Genomic DNA, 16,839 nt, shown 5'->3' with positions numbered 1-16,839 from the left:
ATGATTTTCGATTCTGAAAACGAAAATCATCTGGCCCTTGACAGTAATGTATTATGGCATACCATAAGACATCATATTTACGGAGAGAACGCCCATGTCCATCCAGATCCGCAAGACCCTGCTGCAGGTCGAAACGACGTTGATTGAGGGAGGCAAGGCTGCCGCTACGCCCTTGAAGCTGTTCAGCGCGATTGCGGTCGTGAAAAATCCCTGGGCGGGAAAAGGCTTTGTCGAAAACCTGAAGCCGGAAATCCATACCGGTGCGCCCGTGCTTGGCGAGTTGCTGACGAAGATGATCCTTGATGCCGTCGGCTCGGGCGAAGCTGTGGAGGCCTATGGCAAGGCGGCAGTCGTCGGGCTGGATGGCGAGATCGAGCATGCGTCCGCACTCATCCACACGCTGCGGTTTGGCAATCATTATCGCCAGGCGGTTGGCGCGAAATCTTACCTGGCCTTCTGTAACACCCGTGGTCCGGGCAATGCACCGATCATGATCCCGCTGATGGACAAGAATGATGAAGGCCGCCGTTCGCATTATCTGACCATTCAGACCGCCATTCCCGATGCCCCGGCTGCCGATGAGATCGTCGTCGCACTCGGCGCTTCGGTTGGCGGCCGGCCCCACCACCGCATTGGCGACCGTTACCAGGATCTGCGGGATCTCGGTCAGGACGTTGCCAATCCGGCCGGCGTTTGAGGGCGCAGCCAATGCACGAGGCCGCCGCTACCTCACGGGTCAATGTCGCAAAGGCAGGTGCTGCCGCGCTCCCTCGCAAGACGACCGAGGGCGGGGCGGCTTATTTCGAAGCCGGTGCGGGTGAGGATCTGATCCTCATCCACGGCGTTGGCATGCGGCTTGAAGCATGGGAGCCGCAGATCGAAGTTTTTTCCCGGACGCACCGTGTCATCGCAGTCGATATGCCGGGCCATGGCGGCAGCGCATGCTTGGCTGCGGGCAGCACGCTTACGGATTTCGTCGGCTGGTTCGGCCGTTTTCTTGACGATATGCGGATCGCACGCGCCAATGTTGCCGGCCATTCCATGGGTGCACTGATTTCCGGCGGAGCGGCAGCAACCTTCGGAGATCGGATTGCGCGTGTCGGTTACCTGAACGGCGTCTATCGCCGTGATCCGGTGGCAAAGGCAGCGGTTCTTGCCCGTGCGGCGGCAATCCGCACCGAGGGCGTGGACAAGGAAGGTCCACTGCTGCGCTGGTTCGGCGATGACGCCAAGAGCCAGCATGCGCGCGAACTGACACGCGGTTGGCTGGAAATGGTCGACCCGGAAGGCTACGCAGTTGCCTACACGGCCTTTGCGGGCGGGGATGAGACCTATGCGGATCGCTGGCCTTCGGTCGCTTGCCCCGCGCTTTTCCTGACTGGTTCTGATGATCCGAATTCGACGCCGCAGATGGCCGAGCAGATGGCGGCAATCACGCCGCGCGGTTACGCTCGCATCGTCGAGGCGCACCGGCATATGGTCAATCTGACCGCACCTGAAACTGTCAATGCACTGATGGCCGAATGGCTGGCTATTGAGGAGGAGCCGCAATGACTGTTGCAAACCTTGACCCGCGCGCCTTGCGCGACGCATTCGGCGCTTTCGTGACGGGAGTAACGATCGTGACCACGCGGGATGACGCGGGAAAGCCGGTGGGCTTCACCGCAAATTCTTTCACGTCCGTTTCGCTCGATCCGCCGCTGCTATTGATCTGCCTCGCACGCACCTCGCGCAATTTCGCGACGGTGACCGGCGCGAAAAACTTCGCCGTCAACATTCTGTCGGAAAACCAGAAGGACCTGTCCAACACCTTCGCTCGTCCGGTGGAGGATCGTTTCGCCGCCGCCGCGTGGTCGGATGCGCCGCAGGGATCGCCAGTCTTCGCTGATGTTGCGGCCTGGTTTGAGTGCACGATGCAGGAGGTTATCGAGGCGGGTGACCATGTCATCCTGCTTGGGCGCATTGGTGCTTTCGACAATAGCGGCCTGAACGGTCTGGGCTATGCGCGTGGCGGTTATTTCACGCCGATGCTGGCCGCCAAGGCGGTCTCGGCGGCAGCCGAGGGCGAAATTATGGTTGGCGCGGTGCTGGAGCGGCGCGGCGAGATTTACCTCGTTGGTGATGACGTGCTGTCGCTGCCCGGCTGCGTCGTCGCAGGCGGTGATCCCGTTGCGGCGCTGACATCGCGCCTTGAGGAGCTGACGGGCCTCTCCGTCAGGACGGGCTTCCTCTACTCCGTTTATGAAAACAAGGCGGATGGACGCCAGCATATCGTCTATCACGCGCTTGCCGAGGGTGACGACGCGCCGGAACAGGGTCGTTTCCTGTTGCCGAATGCGCTTGGTTCCACAAAATTCGATTCCGCCGCGACTGCGGATATCGTCAATCGTTTCGCGCTGGAAAGTTCCATCGGCAATTTCGGTGTCTATGTCGGCAACGAGACCGCCGGCAAGGTCCATCCCATTTCCATGAAGGGGGCAAACCCATGAAATTTTCGCTCTTCGTCCACATGGAACGGCTGGACGCCTCGCAGGATCACAAGACGCTTTATGAAGAGTTCGTCACCCTTTGCGAAATCGCCGACCGTGGCGGCATGCATGCCATCTGGACCGGCGAACATCACGGCATGGATTTCACCATTGCCCCGAACCCCTTCGTAACGATTGCCGATCTCGCGCGCCGCACGAAGACGGCACGTCTCGGCACCGGCACGGTCATCGCGCCCTTTTGGCATCCGATCAAACTGGCGGGTGAAGCGGCGATGACGGATCTCATCTGCGATGGCCGCCTTGATATCGGCATTGCCCGCGGTGCCTATTCCTTTGAATATGAACGGCTGCTTCCCGGCCTCGACGCCTGGGGTGCCGGCCAGCGCATGCGCGAGCTGATCCCGGCCGTTAAAGGCGTCTGGGCGGGCGATTATGCCCATGACGGCGAGTTCTTCCAATTTCCGGCTACCACGTCGGCCCCGAAGCCCTTGCAGCAACCCTTTCCGCCGATCTGGGTGGCGGCGCGTGATCCGAATTCGCATGAATTCGCCGTTGCCAATGATTGCAACGTGCAGGTGACACCGCTGTGGCAGGGCGATGACGAGGTGGAAACCCTGATGGGCCGCTTCAACGATGCATGCGCCAAAAACCCGGAAAAACAGCGGCCGAAAATCATGCTGCTGCGCCACACCTATGTGGGTTCCGATGCAGCCGATATCGCCCAGGCGGCGCATGAAATGAGCGTTTATTACAATTACTTCTTCGCCTGGTTCAAAAACGAGAAGCCGGTTCATCAGGGCCTCATCGAGCGCATTGCGCCGGAGGATATTGCTGGAAACGCCATGCTTTCCGGCGATGTCATGCGCAAGAACAATGTCGTCGGCGATGCCGATGAAGTCATTACCCGGCTTAAAGCCTATGAGGCCATGGGGTACGACGAATATTCCTTCTGGATCGACACCGGCATGAGCTTCGAGCGGAAGAAAGCCTCACTGGAGCGTTTCCTTTCCGATGTCATGCCGGCTTTCAAGGAGTAGGTGATGCGCCGTTTTCAGTGCTATATCGACGGACGTTTCGAGGATGGCGAGGCTAGCTTTTCAAGCCTTGATCCGGCAACCGGCACGGCATGGGCCGAAATGCCGGAAAGCCGGGAAGCGGATATCGGCCGCGCCGTCAATGCCGCGCACCGGGCGCTTTATGAGGATGTGGCCTGGTCGAAGCTGACGGCGACGCAGCGCGGCAAGCTGCTTTACCGGCTGGCCGATCTGGTTGCGGAAAATGCAAAGACGCTGGCCGAGTTCGAAACCCGCGATACCGGCAAAATCATCCGGGAAACCTCCGCGCAGATCGCCTATGTCGCGGATTATTACCGCTATTATGCCGGGCTCGCCGACAAGATCGAGGGCGCTTATCTGCCGATCGACAAGCCGGATATGGATGTCTGGCTGCGGCGCGAGCCGGTTGGCGTGGTGGCGGCGATTGTGCCGTGGAACAGCCAGCTGTTTCTCGCCGCCGTCAAGATCGGCCCGGCGCTCGCCGCCGGCTGCACCATCGTCGTCAAGGCCTCAGAAGATGGACCGGCACCGCTGCTGGAATTTGCCCGGCTGGTGCATGAGGCCGGTTTTCCGGCTGGCGTCGTTAATATCGTTACCGGTTTCGGTGCGTCCTGCGGCACCGCGCTCACTACACATCCGAAGGTGGCGCACATCGCCTTTACCGGCGGGCCGGAAACGGCGCGTCACATCGTACGTAATTCGGCTGAAAACCTTGCCTCGACATCGCTGGAACTCGGCGGCAAGTCGCCGATCCTCGTTTTCGCCGATGCCGATCTTGAGAGCGCCGCCAATGCGCAGGTGGCGGGCATTTTTGCCGCAACCGGCCAGAGCTGTGTCGCCGGCTCGCGGCTGATTATCGAAAGAAGCGTCAAGGACCGTTTCCTCCAGATTCTGGCGGCGAAGGCCGAGGCGATCCGTATCGGTTCACCGCTGGAGATGGCGACGGAAGTGGGGCCATTGGCGACGGAGCGCCAGCGCAAGCACATCGTCTCACTGGTTTCCGCTTCCGTGGATGCCGGTGCGAAAGTGGTTACCGGTGGTAAGCCTCTGGATGGTGACGGCTATTTCTATCTGCCGACCATTCTTGATTGTGATGGCATCCGTTCGCCTTCCATGGAAAAGGAATTTTTCGGTCCCGTTCTTTCGGTCGTTTCCTTTGAGACCGAGGCCGAAGCCATCGCGCTCGCCAATGATACCGTCTACGGCCTCGCCTCCGGTGTTTTCACGCAGAACCTGACACGCGCCCATCGGCTGATGAAGGCGATCCGTGCCGGCATCGTCTGGGTGAACACCTATCGCGCGGTCTCACCGATAGCGCCCTTCGGTGGCTTTGGCCTCTCGGGTGATGGACGCGAAGGCGGGCTTGCGGCGGCGCTCGATTACACGCGTACCAAGACCATATGGCTGCGTACCTCCGATGACCCGATCCCTGATCCTTTCGTGATGCGGTGAGCCGATGTTTTACGAGATCCGCACCTACAGGCTGAAGAACGGCGCCATCCCGGCCTATCTCAAGGTCGTGGAGGAAGAGGGTATCGCAATCCAGAAAAGCCACCTCGGCGAACTGGTGGGTTACTTCTTTTCCGAGATCGGCCCAATCAACGAAATTGTCCATATCTGGGCTTTTGCAAGCCTTGATGACCGGGAGGAGCGGCGCGCAAAGCTGATGGCCGATCCGCGCTGGTTATCGTTTCTGCCGAAAATTCGCGACCTCATCGAAGTCGCCGAAAACAAGATCATGAAGCCGGCGCGTTTTTCTCCGCTTGTGTGAAAGCCACCGGCCGCGACGTGCATGCCAACGACAAGCTCTAAAACGGAGTAAGGGAACATGAGATCGAAACTGGTATTGACGACATGCGCAGCACTTTTCGCCCTCGGCACGGCCGCACAGGCGAATGATCTGGTCTTTTCCAGCTGGGGAGGAACCACGCAGGACGCCCAGAAGGCGGCCTGGGCCGAAAAATTCATGGTGTCGAGCGGCATCAATGTACTTCAGGATGGCCCGACCGACTATGGCAAGCTGAAGGCCATGGTTGAGGCAAACGGCGTGACATGGGATGTGGTCGATGTCGAAGGCGACTATGCCGCACAGGCTGGGCCCAAGGGTCTGCTTGAAAAGCTGGATTTCAGCGTCATCGACAAGACGAAACTCGATCCGCGTTTCGTGACGGATTATTCCGTCGGCAGCTTTTATTATTCCTTCGTCATCGGCTGCAATGTCGATGCAGTGGCAGCCTGCCCGAAAAGCTGGGCCGATCTGTTCGACACGGCAAAGTTTCCCGGCAAGCGCACCTTCTACAAGTGGTCCGCACCGGGCGTGATCGAAGCTGCCCTTCTGGCCGATGGTGTAGCCGCCGACAAGCTTTATCCACTTGACCTCGATCGCGCTTTCAAGAAACTCGATACGATCAAGTCCGATATCATCTGGTGGTCGGGCGGCGCGCAGTCGCAGCAGCTGATCGCATCGGCGGAAGCGCCCTTCGGCAGCGTCTGGAACGGCCGCATGACGGCGCTTGAGAAAAGCGGCGTGAAGGTGGAGACCTCGTGGGAACAGAACATCACCGCAGCGGATTCCCTCGTCGTGCCCAAGGGAACGAAGAACAGGGATGCGGCGATGAAGTTCATCGCACTCGCCACCTCCGCGCAGGCGCAGGCGGATATGGCGACCGCGACCGGTTACGCCCCTGTTAATATCGAATCCGCCAAGCTGATGGATCCGGAAACGGCAAAAACCCTGCCGGACCAGCAGACCGCGAGCCAGGTCGATGCCGATATGAGCTACTGGGCACAGCATCGTGATGAAATCGGCGAACGCTGGTACGCCTGGCAGGCGAAATAAGATAACGGCGCGGGCAGCGAAGCGCCCGCGCGATTTTCCACGTCCGGGGAGGTTTGGACATGGTCTCGCTAACCGATGAAACAGTCAGCACGAAGGTGAGAGCTCGAATGCCCTTTCGGCCCGGCAATTTTGCCGCCACCCTGCCGGCGCTGGTTCTGCTTGTCCTGTTCTTCGTCGTGCCGGTTCTGATCCTGCTGTCGCGCAGCGTTACCGAGCCTGTCTTCGGCCTTGGCAACTATGCGGCACTGCTGGGCAGCTCCACCTATCTGAAGATCTTCTTCAACACCTTCGTGGTGTCGGCGCTGGTAACGGTGGTCTCGCTGGTGATCGGTTTTCCCGTCGCCTGGGCGCTTGCCATCATGCCGGCGCGGCTTGCCTCCATCGTTTTCGCTATCCTGCTGCTCTCGATGTGGACCAATCTTCTGGCGCGCACCTATGCCTGGATGGTGCTGTTGCAGCGCACGGGTGTGGTGAACAAGACGCTGATGAGCCTTGGCATCATCGATCAGCCTCTGCCGCTGGTCAACAATCTCACCGGGGTTACCATCGGCATGACCTATATCATGCTGCCCTTCATCATCATTCCGCTCTACGGCGTCATTCGCAAGATCGACCCGGCCATTCTGCAGGCGGCTTCGCTGTGTGGGGCAACCCGCTGGCAGGCGCTGACCCGTATTCTCATTCCACTTGCCGCACCCGGCATGATCTCTGGCGCGCTGATGGTCTTCGTCATGTCGCTCGGTTATTTCGTCACCCCCGCGCTCCTTGGCGGCACGGCAAACATGATGCTGGCCGAACTCATCGCGCAATTCGTCCAGTCGCTCGTCAACTGGGGCATGGGCGGGGCCGCTGCGCTGGTGCTTCTGGTGGTGACGCTCACTCTCTACGCCGTGCAGCTCAAATTCTTCGGCGCGGCCGGGGCAGGGGGGCGCTGACATGCTTTTGAACTATAACAGCCTCGGCCTCTGGAAATGGCTGCTCCTCCTCATCACCGTGCTGACCTCGGCATTTCTGATCCTCCCGATCATCTTCATCGCCGCTTTGTCCTTCGGTTCGTCACAATGGCTGATCTTTCCGCCGCCCGGCTGGACGCTGAAATGGTATGCGGATTTCTTCGCAGACCCGAGATGGCTGGATGCTGCCTGGACGAGCCTGCGCATCGCGCTGATGGTAACCGTGCTGTCCGTGCTCATCGGTCTTGTCGCCTCCTTCGGGCTGGTGCGCGGCCGTTTCATCGGGCGCGGCACTTTGCGGGCACTGTTCATGACGCCGATGATCCTGCCCGTCGTGGTGCTGGCGGTGGCGCTTTACGCTTTTTTCCTGAAATTCGGTCTTGCAGGCACCACGACCGGTTTCGTCATCGCCCATCTCGTCGTGGCGCTGCCGTTTTCCATTCTGGCGCTGACCGGTGCGTTGGAAGGTTTCGACAAATCGATCGAGGATGCGGCGGTGCTGTGTGGTGCAAGCCCGTTACAGGCGAAAATCCGCATCACGCTGCCCGCCATCAGTCACGGCCTGTTTTCGGCGGCGATCTTTTCCTTCCTCACCTCCTGGGATGAGGTGGTGCTGGCGATCTTCATGGCAAGCCCGACATTGCAGACGCTGCCGGTGAAAATCTGGGCGACGCTGCGTCAGGATCTGACGCCTGTCATCGCCGCTGCCTCCACGCTTCTCATCGCGGTGACCATCATTCTCATGCTGCTTGTCGCGGCTGTGCGAAAAGGACTGAAAACATGACCAAACCGCTCCTGCAAATTCGCGGCATCCGCAAACAATATGGGCCGGTCGTCGCCGTTCAGGACGTCAATCTCGACGTGCAGCCGGGCGAGTTCATGACATTTCTCGGGCCGTCCGGCTCGGGCAAGAGCACGACGCTTTATATTCTGGCCGGCTTCGAGCAGCCGACCGCGGGCGACATCCTGCTGAACGGCGAGAGCTTGCTGTCCACGCCATCACACAAGCGCAATATCGGCATGGTCTTCCAGCGCTACACCCTGTTTCCGCATCTGTCGGTCGGGGAGAACATCGCCTTCCCGCTGAAGGTCCGCCGCAAAAGCAAGGCGGAAATCGATGCCAAGGTGAAGGAAATGCTGCGGCTTGTCCGCCTCGAAGGTTTCGAGGACAGGAAGCCCGCGCAGATGTCCGGTGGCCAGCAGCAGCGCGTGGCGCTGGCGCGGGCACTTGCCTATGATCCGCCGGTACTTCTGATGGATGAGCCGCTTTCGGCGCTCGACAAGAAGCTGCGCGAAGAAATCCAGTTCGAAATTCGCCGCATCCACCAGCAGACGGAAGTGACGATCCTTTACGTCACCCACGATCAGGAAGAGGCCTTGCGTCTTTCCGACCGGATCGCCGTGTTTTCGAAAGGGGTGATCGACCAGATCGGCACGGGGCCGGAGCTTTATGCCCACCCCACCACCCGCTTCGTGGCCGAATTCATCGGCGACAGTGATTTTATCGCCTGCGATCTCCTCGCCGCATCGGGTGGCAAGGCAACGGTTTCACTGGGCCGGGATATCGTCTTCGATCATATTCCGATGCATGGCGAGGCCGCGCCGGGCAAGAAGGCGGCGTTGATGCTAAGGCCGGAGCGCCTGCAGCTCAGCCGCAACCGGCCGGGGTCCTCCGCCGGTTTTCAGGCAACGGTCAGCGACATCACCTTCCTTGGCAACAACGTCCACGTGGTTGCCCATACCGGTTCCGGTGAACCGCTTGCGGTCCGTCTGCCCTTCGGCCACGAAGCGATTTCCGGTCTTAACCGGGGCGATCTCGTGCATCTCGCCTTCGATCCAGCGTCGGCTCAGGTTTTCTGTTGAGGGATTTGCCCATGCATCTGAATGATCCCACACTTCTGGGTGAAAAAGTGCCTGTGGCTGGCCGCTGGATCGGCTGCGATGGCCGCGAAACCGCGACCATTCATAACCCCGCGACGGGGGAGATCGTCGGGCAGGTTCCCGAACTCGGCGCAGCGGAAACGCAGGAGGCTATCGCTGCCGCCGTGATTGCCCAGAAGGCATGGGCGCGCCGCACCGCCGGTGAGCGTGCGACTATTCTCAAGACGTGGCACCGGCTCGTCATGGAAAACCGCGACGATCTCGGCATGATCCTGACGCTGGAACAGGGAAAGCCGCTTACTGAGGCCAAAGGCGAAATCGCCTACGGCGCGAGCTTCATCGAATGGTTTGCCGAAGAGGCACGCCGCATCAATGGCGAAACGGTGCCCGGCCATCAGCCGGACAAGCGCATTCTGGTCCTGCGCCAGCCGGTTGGCGTGGTTGCGGCCATTACGCCGTGGAATTTTCCCAATGCCATGATTACCCGTAAAGTCGGCCCGGCGCTGGCCGCCGGCTGCGCGGTGGTGTTGAAACCTGCGCCGCAGACGCCGTTTTCGGCCATAGCACTTGCCATTCTCGCCGAGCGCGCCGGCCTGCCGCTCGAACTTTTCAGCATCGTGACCGGTCCTGCTGCTGAAATAGGCGGGGTGCTTACGGCAAGCCCGGATATCCGTCTTCTGACCTTCACAGGCTCTACCCGCACGGGAGAACAGCTTTACAGACAATGCGCGCCGACCATCAAGAAACTGGGGCTGGAGCTTGGTGGCAATGCGCCCTTCATCGTTTTTGACGATGCGGATCTCGATGCCGCCGTAGAAGGCGCTATCCTTGCGAAGTTCCGCAATAATGGCCAGACCTGCGTCTGCGCCAACCGTCTTTATGTGCAGGGCGGCGTGTATGAGGCCTTCGCTGAAAAATTCGCACACGCCGTCTCGCAGTTGAAAGTCGGTAACGGGCTGGAGGAAGCAAGCATTCTCGGTCCGCTTATCGATGGCAACGCCGTTGCCAAGGTGGAAGCACATATTGCCGACGCGCTTTCGAAAGGCGCCGAGATCGCCACAGGCGGCAAAAGACACGCGCTCGGCGGCAATTTTTTCGAACCGACGATCCTGCGCAATGTCGATGCCGGCATGCAGGTAGCGCGTGAGGAAACTTTCGGGCCGCTTGCCCCGCTCTTCCGTTTTGAGGATGAAGCGGATGTGATCGCGCAGGCCAACAATACCGATTTCGGCCTCGCCTCCTATTTTTATGCGCGTGATCTCTCGCGCGTCTTCCGGGTTGCCGAGGCGCTGGAATACGGCATGGTCGGCGTCAATACGGGGGCGATTTCCACTGCGGAAGCGCCGTTCGGCGGGGTCAAGATGTCGGGGCTCGGACGGGAAGGGTCTCGCCACGGTATCGAGGAATATACCGAACTCAAATATGTCTGCATTGGTGGCATCAGCTGAAAGCAGGCTGCCGGGGGTTATGCCAGCAGTCCGCGCATGAGCAGGTCGAGATGAACTTTCAGAACCGCCTGCCTGTCCAGACTGCGCCGATCATCGAAAATCAGCCGGAACACCAATGTTCCGACCATGGGTGACATGACGACCTTGGCGAGTTCGGGCGGATTGGCCCTGAACCTTTTTTTCGCCACGCCCTCATCGAGGATCATATTGATGCGTTCCAGCACCGGCGCCATCAGAACATCATGGTGGTGGTCGATGAGATCAGGAAACTTCGCGCCCTCCGCAACGACGAAGCGGAACAGTTCCCGCATTCGCCTGTCATCGACAAGGGTTTCGAACAGGAATTCGAGCAGCATGCGAAGCTCGTCGACGGGGTCGTCGGAGGTGCGGGCATAGGCTTTGAAAGCCTCCTGAAAAGGCCGGCCGACATGCTCGATCATCGCGGCAAACAGGGCTTCCTTGGTTTCGAAATAGACATAGACCGTCCCCTTCGTCACCCCCACCCGGTCGGCAATGTCCTCGACCCGCGTCGCCGTAAATCCTCTCTTGGTGAATTCCTCAAATGCGGCATCGAGAATTTGCAACGGACGTTGTATCTTCTGTTCTGCACGTGTCAGTTTTGTTTTCGTCATGACCCCGGCTCCTCAGGTATTTTCGGCGCGTGCCCTTCTATCCGTCGTGAGCGGCGGACGTCATTGGTGGCCTGCCTATCGCACCGGCACAAAAACCGGAATCGATTTTTGCAGGTGGTGCGTGGTTCATTCTGTCAGCCTATTCCCGGTGTCTCCCAAGAACGCCCGGGTAAATCTTCGATAATCATCCGGGAGCCCGGCGGTAAGCCCGAACGGTTCCCGGATTGGCGGCATAAGAATTTCATTGACTATTCAGTCAGTCAAATATTATAGGATGGGGCGAAGATCAAGAGGTCACCATGAAAACCATTCTTATCGCGCTTGCGGTTGGCGGTGTTTTTGCCCTGTCGTCCTGCAGCAATGAAGAGCCGCCGGCCGAAAAGCCGCTGCGGACCGTCGACGTGGTCACGGCGGTGAAAAAGCCGGTCGATCGCGGCAGCGTCATCACCGGCGAAGTGAGGGCAAGGGGTCAGACGGACCTTTCCTTCCGGGTCAGCGGCAAGATCACCGAGCGGCTTGTGGATGTGGGTGCGCGGGTAACGACGGGGCAACTGCTCGCCCGCATCGATCCCGAAGAGCAGAAGGCCGACATCGATGTCGCGCTCGCCAACCTGCAATCGGCCGAAGCGCAGCAGACGCAGGCGCAACTGACGTTTGATCGCCAGCAGAGCCTGTTCAAGACACAGGTGACCTCGCGTTCGGCGGTCGATAAGGCCCAGGAAACCCTGCTCACCACGCAGGGCGCGGTGAGATCGGCGCAGGCGCAGCTCGATACGGCCCGCGATGCGCTTTCCTATACCGAACTCAGGGCCGATGCTGACGGAGTGATTACGGCGCGTAATGTCGAGGTCGGCCAGGTGGCGCAGGCTGCGCAACTTGTTTTCACGCTGGCGCATGACGGGCCACGCGATGCGGTTTTCGATGTCTACGAATCGCTGTTCCTTGAGCGCGATATCGACAATCTCGTCAATGTCAGCCTCCTCTCGGATCCGTCCCGCACGGTTGCGGCACCGGTGCGGGAGATTTCCCCGACGATCGATCCGGACAATGGGACGATCAGGGTCAAGGTTGGCCTCAACGGCGATCTGACCATGCCACTCGGCGCGCCCGTATCCGGCCATTTCCGCTTCAAACAGGTCGATGCCATCGAGCTTCCATGGTCGGCGATGACATCGCAGAACGGCCTTCCCGCCGTCTGGGTTGTCGATCCGCAATCGTCGGAAATCGCCATGCGCCGGATCGCCATCGCCGACTATGAGACCGGCCAATTCGTCGTCGCGGATGGGCTCAACCCCGGCGATATCGTCGTCACCGTCGGGACCAAATTTCTGCGGGCCGGTGAAAAGGTCGCCTATGAAAAGGGGCAGGCACAATAATGTTCAGGATAAACAGAAGCTTGTTTTTGCTCACTGCGGCAATCGCGGTCTCGTCCTGCCAGGAAAAACAGGAAGCCGCCGCGGAGGCACCGCGCCCGGTACTCTCCGTTGTGGTGGAGGAGAAGTCGCCCGATGCGCTGCGGCTCACCGGCACGGTGGAATCGCGCATCCAGACCGATCTCGGTTTTCGCGTTCTCGGCCGGATCATCGCCCGCAATGTTGATGTGGCGGATCTGGTCAAGAAAGGTGATGTGGTCGCTTCGATCGATCCGCTGGCACTCGAACTGTCGGTGAAAAGCGCGCAATCCGATCTTTCCAATGCCGAAGCGCAGCTCGCCAATGCGGTGACGACCGAACAGCGCCAGCGTGTGCTGGCCGAAGCCCGCAGCGGCACAGAAGCCGCGCTGGAAGAGGCCGAACAGGCCACGCGCACCGCCAATGCCGCTGTTGCCAAGGCTCGGGCAAATCTGGACAAGGCCGAAGAGCAGCTGGGCTATGCGCAGCTGCGTGCGGAATTTGACGGCGTGGTCACCGCCACATCGGGCGAAATCGGCCAGGTCGTTTCGGCCGGTCAGACGGTCGTGACGATCGCCCGCCCGGAAGTGCGTGATGTGGTGGTGGATGTTCCGCAATTTGCGGCGCAGCGGCTGGAGATCGGCTCGACCTTCGATATCGCCCTGCAGCTCGATCCGAAAATCCGCACCACGGGTGTGGTGCGCGAGATTGCTCCCGAGGCCGAAACGGCGACGCGCACGCGCCGTACGAAGATCAGCCTGCAGGATGCGCCCGCGGCCTTCCGGCTGGGCTCCGTCGTCACGGCCTCGGCGCTTGCCGCATCCGAACCGCAGATTGCGCTTCCCACATCAGCCCTGCTGAAAACCGACAATGGATGGGGCGTCTGGATCGTCAATGCCGATACGGCAACGGTGACGCTGCGCCCGGTTACGATAGCGGGCGAGCCGGTTGACGGCGGCAGCGTGCGCATTACCGGCGGCGTCAAGCCCGGCGAGCGTGTTGCCAGCGCCGGCGTTCACAAGCTTAAGGATGGACAAGCCATCAGGATCGATCAGGAGGTCCGTCAGTGAAGAAATTCAATCTTTCCGACTGGGCGCTCGAACACCGTTCGCTCGTCTGGTACTTCATGGTGGTGTTCGTTCTCGCCGGCGTTTTCTCCTATTTCAACCTTGGCCGTGAGGAAGATCCGAACTTCACCATCAAGACGATGGTGATCAGTGCGCAATGGCCCGGTGCCTCGGCAGAAGACGTGGCCCGGCAGGTGACCGACAGGATCGAGAAGAAACTCGAGGAACTCGACAATCTCGACCATCTGCGCAGCCAGACGGTGGCCGGCCGCACCACGATCTTCGTGGAGCTGGTGCCGGAAACCAAGGCCAGGAACGTTGAACCGACATGGGTGCGGGTGCGCAACATGATCGGTGATATCAAGGGCGAGTTCCCCTCGGGCGTCGTCGGCCCCTTCTTCAACGACCGTTTCGGCGATGTCTATGGCAATATCTACGCTTTCACCAGCGATGGCCTCAGCCAGCGGCAATTGCGCGATCTGGTGGAAGATGCCCGCGCAAAAGTTCTGACCGTCGACAATATCGGCAAGGTGGATGTCATCGGCGCGCAGGACGAGGCGATCTATCTGGAGTTTTCCACGCGGCAGATCGCGGCGCTCGGCATCGATCAGCAGTCGATCATCAAGACGCTGCAGTCCCAGAATGCCGTTACCCAGTCTGGTTTCGTTAATGCCGGACCTGAGCGTGTGGCGTTGCGGGTCAGCGGCCAGTTCACCTCGGAAGAAAGCCTGCGGTCCATCAACCTGCGCGTCAACAACCGGTTCTTCCCGCTGACGGAAGTGGCGACGATTCGGCGCGGTTATGTCGATCCGCCATCTTCGCTGTTCCGCTTTAATGGCCAGCCGGCCATCGGTCTTGCCATAGGCATGAAAACCGGTGCGAACCTCGTGCATTTCGGCGAGGCGCTGGATGCGCAGATGAAGCGCATCGTCGCGGACCTGCCAATCGGCGTCGATCTGCACCGGGTATCCGATCAGCCGGCCGTGGTTGACGAGGCGGTATCGGGCTTTACTTCGGCGCTCTTCGAAGCGATCGCCATCGTTCTCGTCATCAGCTTCATCAGTCTTGGCCTCAGGGCCGGCATGGTGGTTGCCGTCTCCATCCCGCTCGTGCTGGCGATCACCTTCGTTTACATGGAATATACCGGCATTTCGCTGCAACGCATCTCGCTCGGCGCCCTCATCATTGCGCTGGGGCTGCTTGTCGATGACGCGATGATTGCCGTCGAGATGATGGTCGCGCGGCTGGAAGTCGGCGACGATCTCAGAAAAGCGGCGACCTATGTTTATACCTCGACCGCCTTCCCCATGCTGACGGGCACGCTGGTCACCGTCGCCGGCTTCATTCCCGTCGGTCTCAACAACAGCGCGGCGGGTGAGTTCACCTTTACGCTCTTCGTGGTGATTGCGGTTTCGCTGATCGTGTCGTGGATCGTCGCGGTCCTGTTCACGCCGCTGCTTGGCGTGACGATTCTGCCGAAGACGATGAAATCGCATCATGAAAAGAAGGGCCGTTTCGCCTCCGGCTTTTCCTGGCTTCTTGGCCGGGCGCTGCGCTGGCGCTGGGTGACGATCATTTTGACCATTGCGCTGTTCGGTCTTTCCGTCGGAGGCATGAGCCTCGTGCAGCAGCAGTTCTTCCCGTCATCCGACCGCGTGGAACTGATTGTCGACTGGAACCTGCCGCAGAACAGTTCGATTGCCGAAACCAACCGGCAGATGGCGCAGTTCGAACAGGAGATGCTGGCCAAGAATACGGATATCGATCACTGGACGACCTATGTCGGCGAAGGCGCGCCACGTTTCATCCTGTCTTTCGATGTGCAGACGCCTGATGTGACTTTCGGCCAGACGGTCATCGTCACCAAGGGGCTCGATGTGCGTGACAAGGTGCGTGCCGAGTTGCAGGATTACCTGAACCGGACCTTCACCGGCACCGATGCCTTCGTGAAATTGCTTGATATCGGCCCGCCGGTCGGGAAACCGGTACAATATCGCCTGAGCGGTCCCGATATCCAGAAGGTTCGTGACCTTGGACAACAATTGTCGGGTATCGTCGGCGAACATCAGCTGCTGTCCAACATGGTCATGGACTGGAACGAGCCGACGCGTGTGGTCAAGGTTGACGTTCTGCAGGACAAGGCCCGCCAGCTTGGCGTCTCGTCGGAAGACATCGCCAATGCCATGAACAGTATTGTCGAAGGGTCTACGGTCACGCAGGTCAGGGACGATATCTATCTCGTCAATGTGGTGGCGCGGGCGCAGATGTCGGAGCGCGGCTCCATCGAGACATTGCAGAACCTGCAATTGCCGGCGACCAACGGCAAGGCCGTGCCGCTGTCGGCCATCGCCAATTTCCGCTACGAGCTGGAACAGCCGACCATCTGGCGCCGCGACAGGATCCCGACGATCACGGTCAAGGCCGCCATTATCGGCCCGACGCAGCCCGCAACGATCGTCGAGCAGCTGAAGCCGAAGATCGAGGCGTTCCAGAAAACGCTTCCCGTCGGCTACAAGCTGGAAACGGGTGGTTCGGTGGAATCGAGTGCGGATTCGCAAGCGCCGATCATTGCCGTGGTACCGCTGATGCTGTTTGCGATGGCGACCATCCTGATGCTGCAGCTGCAAAGCTTCAGCCGGCTGTTCCTCGTCTTCGCCGTGGCGCCGACCGCATTGATCGGCGTGGTGGTGGCGCTGCTTCTCTCCAATGCTCCGATGGGCTTCGTCGCCATTCTCGGTGTGCTGGCGCTGATCGGTATCCTGATCCGCAACTCCGTCATCCTCGTCGTCCAGATAGAGCATCTGAGAAGCGAGGGCGTCTCGGCTTGGCGCGCGGTGGTCGAGGCGACCGAGCACCGCATGCGGCCGATCATGCTGACGGCGGCGGCGGCCACCCTTGCCCTCATTCCCATATCGCGGGAGATTTTCTGGGGGCCGATGGCTTATGCCATGATGGGCGGCATCGTGGTCGGCACGGCGCTGACGCTGCTTTTCCTGCCGGCGCTTTATGTCGCCTGGTTCCGCATTCCGCGTGAGGATGACGAGCCCGAGGGACAGGAAGTGAAGGCGTAATACTGGAGGGAAG

The 16,839-nt window shown here is 60.2% G+C and carries 15 protein-coding genes; 14 read left to right on the top strand and 1 reads right to left on the bottom strand.

What is annotated here, in order from left to right:
- Window positions 1-94 precede the first annotated feature (94 nt).
- The 11 genes from PL640_RS11025 (at window position 95) to PL640_RS10975 (ending at window position 10,665) form a co-directional block, all read left to right on the top strand.
- Window positions 95-697, top strand: a complete 603-nt coding sequence (locus PL640_RS11025) for an amino acid synthesis family protein (RefSeq protein ID WP_271361881.1) — start codon at window positions 95-97, stop codon at window positions 695-697.
- An 11-nt stretch (window positions 698-708) separates the two neighbouring features.
- Entirely contained in the window at window positions 709-1,554 is an 846-nt protein-coding gene (locus PL640_RS11020) for an alpha/beta fold hydrolase (protein WP_271361880.1), read from the top strand.
- Window positions 1,551-2,489 (top strand): flavin reductase family protein, encoded by a 939-nt coding sequence (locus tag PL640_RS11015; RefSeq protein ID WP_271361879.1) that lies wholly within the window; start codon window positions 1,551-1,553, stop codon window positions 2,487-2,489. Before PL640_RS11020 ends, PL640_RS11015 begins: the two co-directional genes overlap by 4 nt.
- The gene (locus PL640_RS11010; protein ID WP_142841603.1) at window positions 2,486-3,526 is read left to right on the top strand and encodes an LLM class flavin-dependent oxidoreductase; all 1,041 of its coding nucleotides are present in this window, start codon (window positions 2,486-2,488) and stop codon (window positions 3,524-3,526) included. Before PL640_RS11015 ends, PL640_RS11010 begins: the two co-directional genes overlap by 4 nt.
- Before the next feature lie 3 nt (window positions 3,527-3,529).
- The gene (locus PL640_RS11005) at window positions 3,530-4,996 is read left to right on the top strand and encodes an aldehyde dehydrogenase (RefSeq protein WP_271361877.1); all 1,467 of its coding nucleotides are present in this window, start codon (window positions 3,530-3,532) and stop codon (window positions 4,994-4,996) included.
- Window positions 4,997-5,000: 4 nt separating this feature from the next.
- The gene (locus PL640_RS11000) at window positions 5,001-5,315 is read left to right on the top strand and encodes an NIPSNAP family protein (RefSeq protein ID WP_269698962.1); all 315 of its coding nucleotides are present in this window, start codon (window positions 5,001-5,003) and stop codon (window positions 5,313-5,315) included.
- 57 nt (window positions 5,316-5,372) lie between these two features.
- Complete coding sequence (locus PL640_RS10995) at window positions 5,373-6,383, top strand: ABC transporter substrate-binding protein (RefSeq protein ID WP_174031965.1); 1,011 nt, start codon at window positions 5,373-5,375, stop codon at window positions 6,381-6,383.
- 107 nt (window positions 6,384-6,490) lie between these two features.
- A complete protein-coding gene (locus PL640_RS10990) occupies window positions 6,491-7,318 on the top strand; it encodes an ABC transporter permease (protein WP_271361875.1) in 828 nt (275 codons plus the stop codon).
- A 1-nt stretch (window position 7,319) separates the two neighbouring features.
- Window positions 7,320-8,120, top strand: a complete 801-nt coding sequence (locus PL640_RS10985; protein ID WP_174034618.1) for an ABC transporter permease — start codon at window positions 7,320-7,322, stop codon at window positions 8,118-8,120.
- Window positions 8,117-9,199 (top strand): ABC transporter ATP-binding protein, encoded by a 1,083-nt coding sequence (locus tag PL640_RS10980; protein WP_271361873.1) that lies wholly within the window; start codon window positions 8,117-8,119, stop codon window positions 9,197-9,199. The genes PL640_RS10985 and PL640_RS10980 overlap by 4 nt, the downstream gene beginning before the upstream one ends.
- Window positions 9,200-9,210: 11 nt before the next feature.
- The gene (locus PL640_RS10975) at window positions 9,211-10,665 is read left to right on the top strand and encodes an NAD-dependent succinate-semialdehyde dehydrogenase (protein ID WP_271361872.1); all 1,455 of its coding nucleotides are present in this window, start codon (window positions 9,211-9,213) and stop codon (window positions 10,663-10,665) included.
- A 17-nt stretch (window positions 10,666-10,682) separates the two neighbouring features.
- Here the strand turns inward: PL640_RS10975 and PL640_RS10970 are convergent, their stop codons facing one another.
- Complete coding sequence (locus tag PL640_RS10970; protein ID WP_271361871.1) at window positions 10,683-11,297, bottom strand: TetR/AcrR family transcriptional regulator; 615 nt, start codon at window positions 11,295-11,297, stop codon at window positions 10,683-10,685.
- 299 nt (window positions 11,298-11,596) lie between these two features.
- On the opposite strand from PL640_RS10970, the gene PL640_RS10965 reads away from it, so the two are divergent.
- Genes PL640_RS10965 through PL640_RS10955 form a run of 3 tightly spaced genes read left to right on the top strand, consistent with a single transcriptional unit; the run spans window position 11,597 to window position 16,826 of the window.
- Entirely contained in the window at window positions 11,597-12,673 is a 1,077-nt protein-coding gene (locus PL640_RS10965; protein WP_271361869.1) for an efflux RND transporter periplasmic adaptor subunit, read from the top strand.
- Window positions 12,673-13,758 (top strand): efflux RND transporter periplasmic adaptor subunit, encoded by a 1,086-nt coding sequence (locus PL640_RS10960; protein WP_271361867.1) that lies wholly within the window; start codon window positions 12,673-12,675, stop codon window positions 13,756-13,758. Before PL640_RS10965 ends, PL640_RS10960 begins: the two co-directional genes overlap by 1 nt.
- Window positions 13,755-16,826, top strand: coding sequence for an efflux RND transporter permease subunit (locus tag PL640_RS10955; protein WP_271361866.1), 3,072 nt, complete (start codon window positions 13,755-13,757; stop codon window positions 16,824-16,826). The genes PL640_RS10960 and PL640_RS10955 overlap by 4 nt, the downstream gene beginning before the upstream one ends.
- Window positions 16,827-16,839 lie beyond the last annotated feature (13 nt).

Source organism: Agrobacterium sp. ST15.16.024, from assembly GCF_027956545.1.
Lineage (GTDB): Bacteria > Pseudomonadota > Alphaproteobacteria > Rhizobiales > Rhizobiaceae > Agrobacterium > Agrobacterium cucumeris.
This window is presented reverse-complemented; position numbering and strand designations above follow the sequence as displayed.

Coding starts and splice junctions, on each gene's coding strand:
- PL640_RS11025 (WP_271361881.1), top strand. CDS start 95: ATGTCCATCCAGATCCGCAAGACCCTGCTGCAGGTCGAAACGACGTTG.
- PL640_RS11020 (WP_271361880.1), top strand. CDS start 709: ATGCACGAGGCCGCCGCTACCTCACGGGTCAATGTCGCAAAGGCAGGT.
- PL640_RS11015 (WP_271361879.1), top strand. CDS start 1,551: ATGACTGTTGCAAACCTTGACCCGCGCGCCTTGCGCGACGCATTCGGC.
- PL640_RS11010 (WP_142841603.1), top strand. CDS start 2,486: ATGAAATTTTCGCTCTTCGTCCACATGGAACGGCTGGACGCCTCGCAG.
- PL640_RS11005 (WP_271361877.1), top strand. CDS start 3,530: ATGCGCCGTTTTCAGTGCTATATCGACGGACGTTTCGAGGATGGCGAG.
- PL640_RS11000 (WP_269698962.1), top strand. CDS start 5,001: ATGTTTTACGAGATCCGCACCTACAGGCTGAAGAACGGCGCCATCCCG.
- PL640_RS10995 (WP_174031965.1), top strand. CDS start 5,373: ATGAGATCGAAACTGGTATTGACGACATGCGCAGCACTTTTCGCCCTC.
- PL640_RS10990 (WP_271361875.1), top strand. CDS start 6,491: ATGCCCTTTCGGCCCGGCAATTTTGCCGCCACCCTGCCGGCGCTGGTT.
- PL640_RS10985 (WP_174034618.1), top strand. CDS start 7,320: ATGCTTTTGAACTATAACAGCCTCGGCCTCTGGAAATGGCTGCTCCTC.
- PL640_RS10980 (WP_271361873.1), top strand. CDS start 8,117: ATGACCAAACCGCTCCTGCAAATTCGCGGCATCCGCAAACAATATGGG.
- PL640_RS10975 (WP_271361872.1), top strand. CDS start 9,211: ATGCATCTGAATGATCCCACACTTCTGGGTGAAAAAGTGCCTGTGGCT.
- PL640_RS10970 (WP_271361871.1), bottom strand. CDS start 11,297: ATGACGAAAACAAAACTGACACGTGCAGAACAGAAGATACAACGTCCG.
- PL640_RS10965 (WP_271361869.1), top strand. CDS start 11,597: ATGAAAACCATTCTTATCGCGCTTGCGGTTGGCGGTGTTTTTGCCCTG.
- PL640_RS10960 (WP_271361867.1), top strand. CDS start 12,673: ATGTTCAGGATAAACAGAAGCTTGTTTTTGCTCACTGCGGCAATCGCG.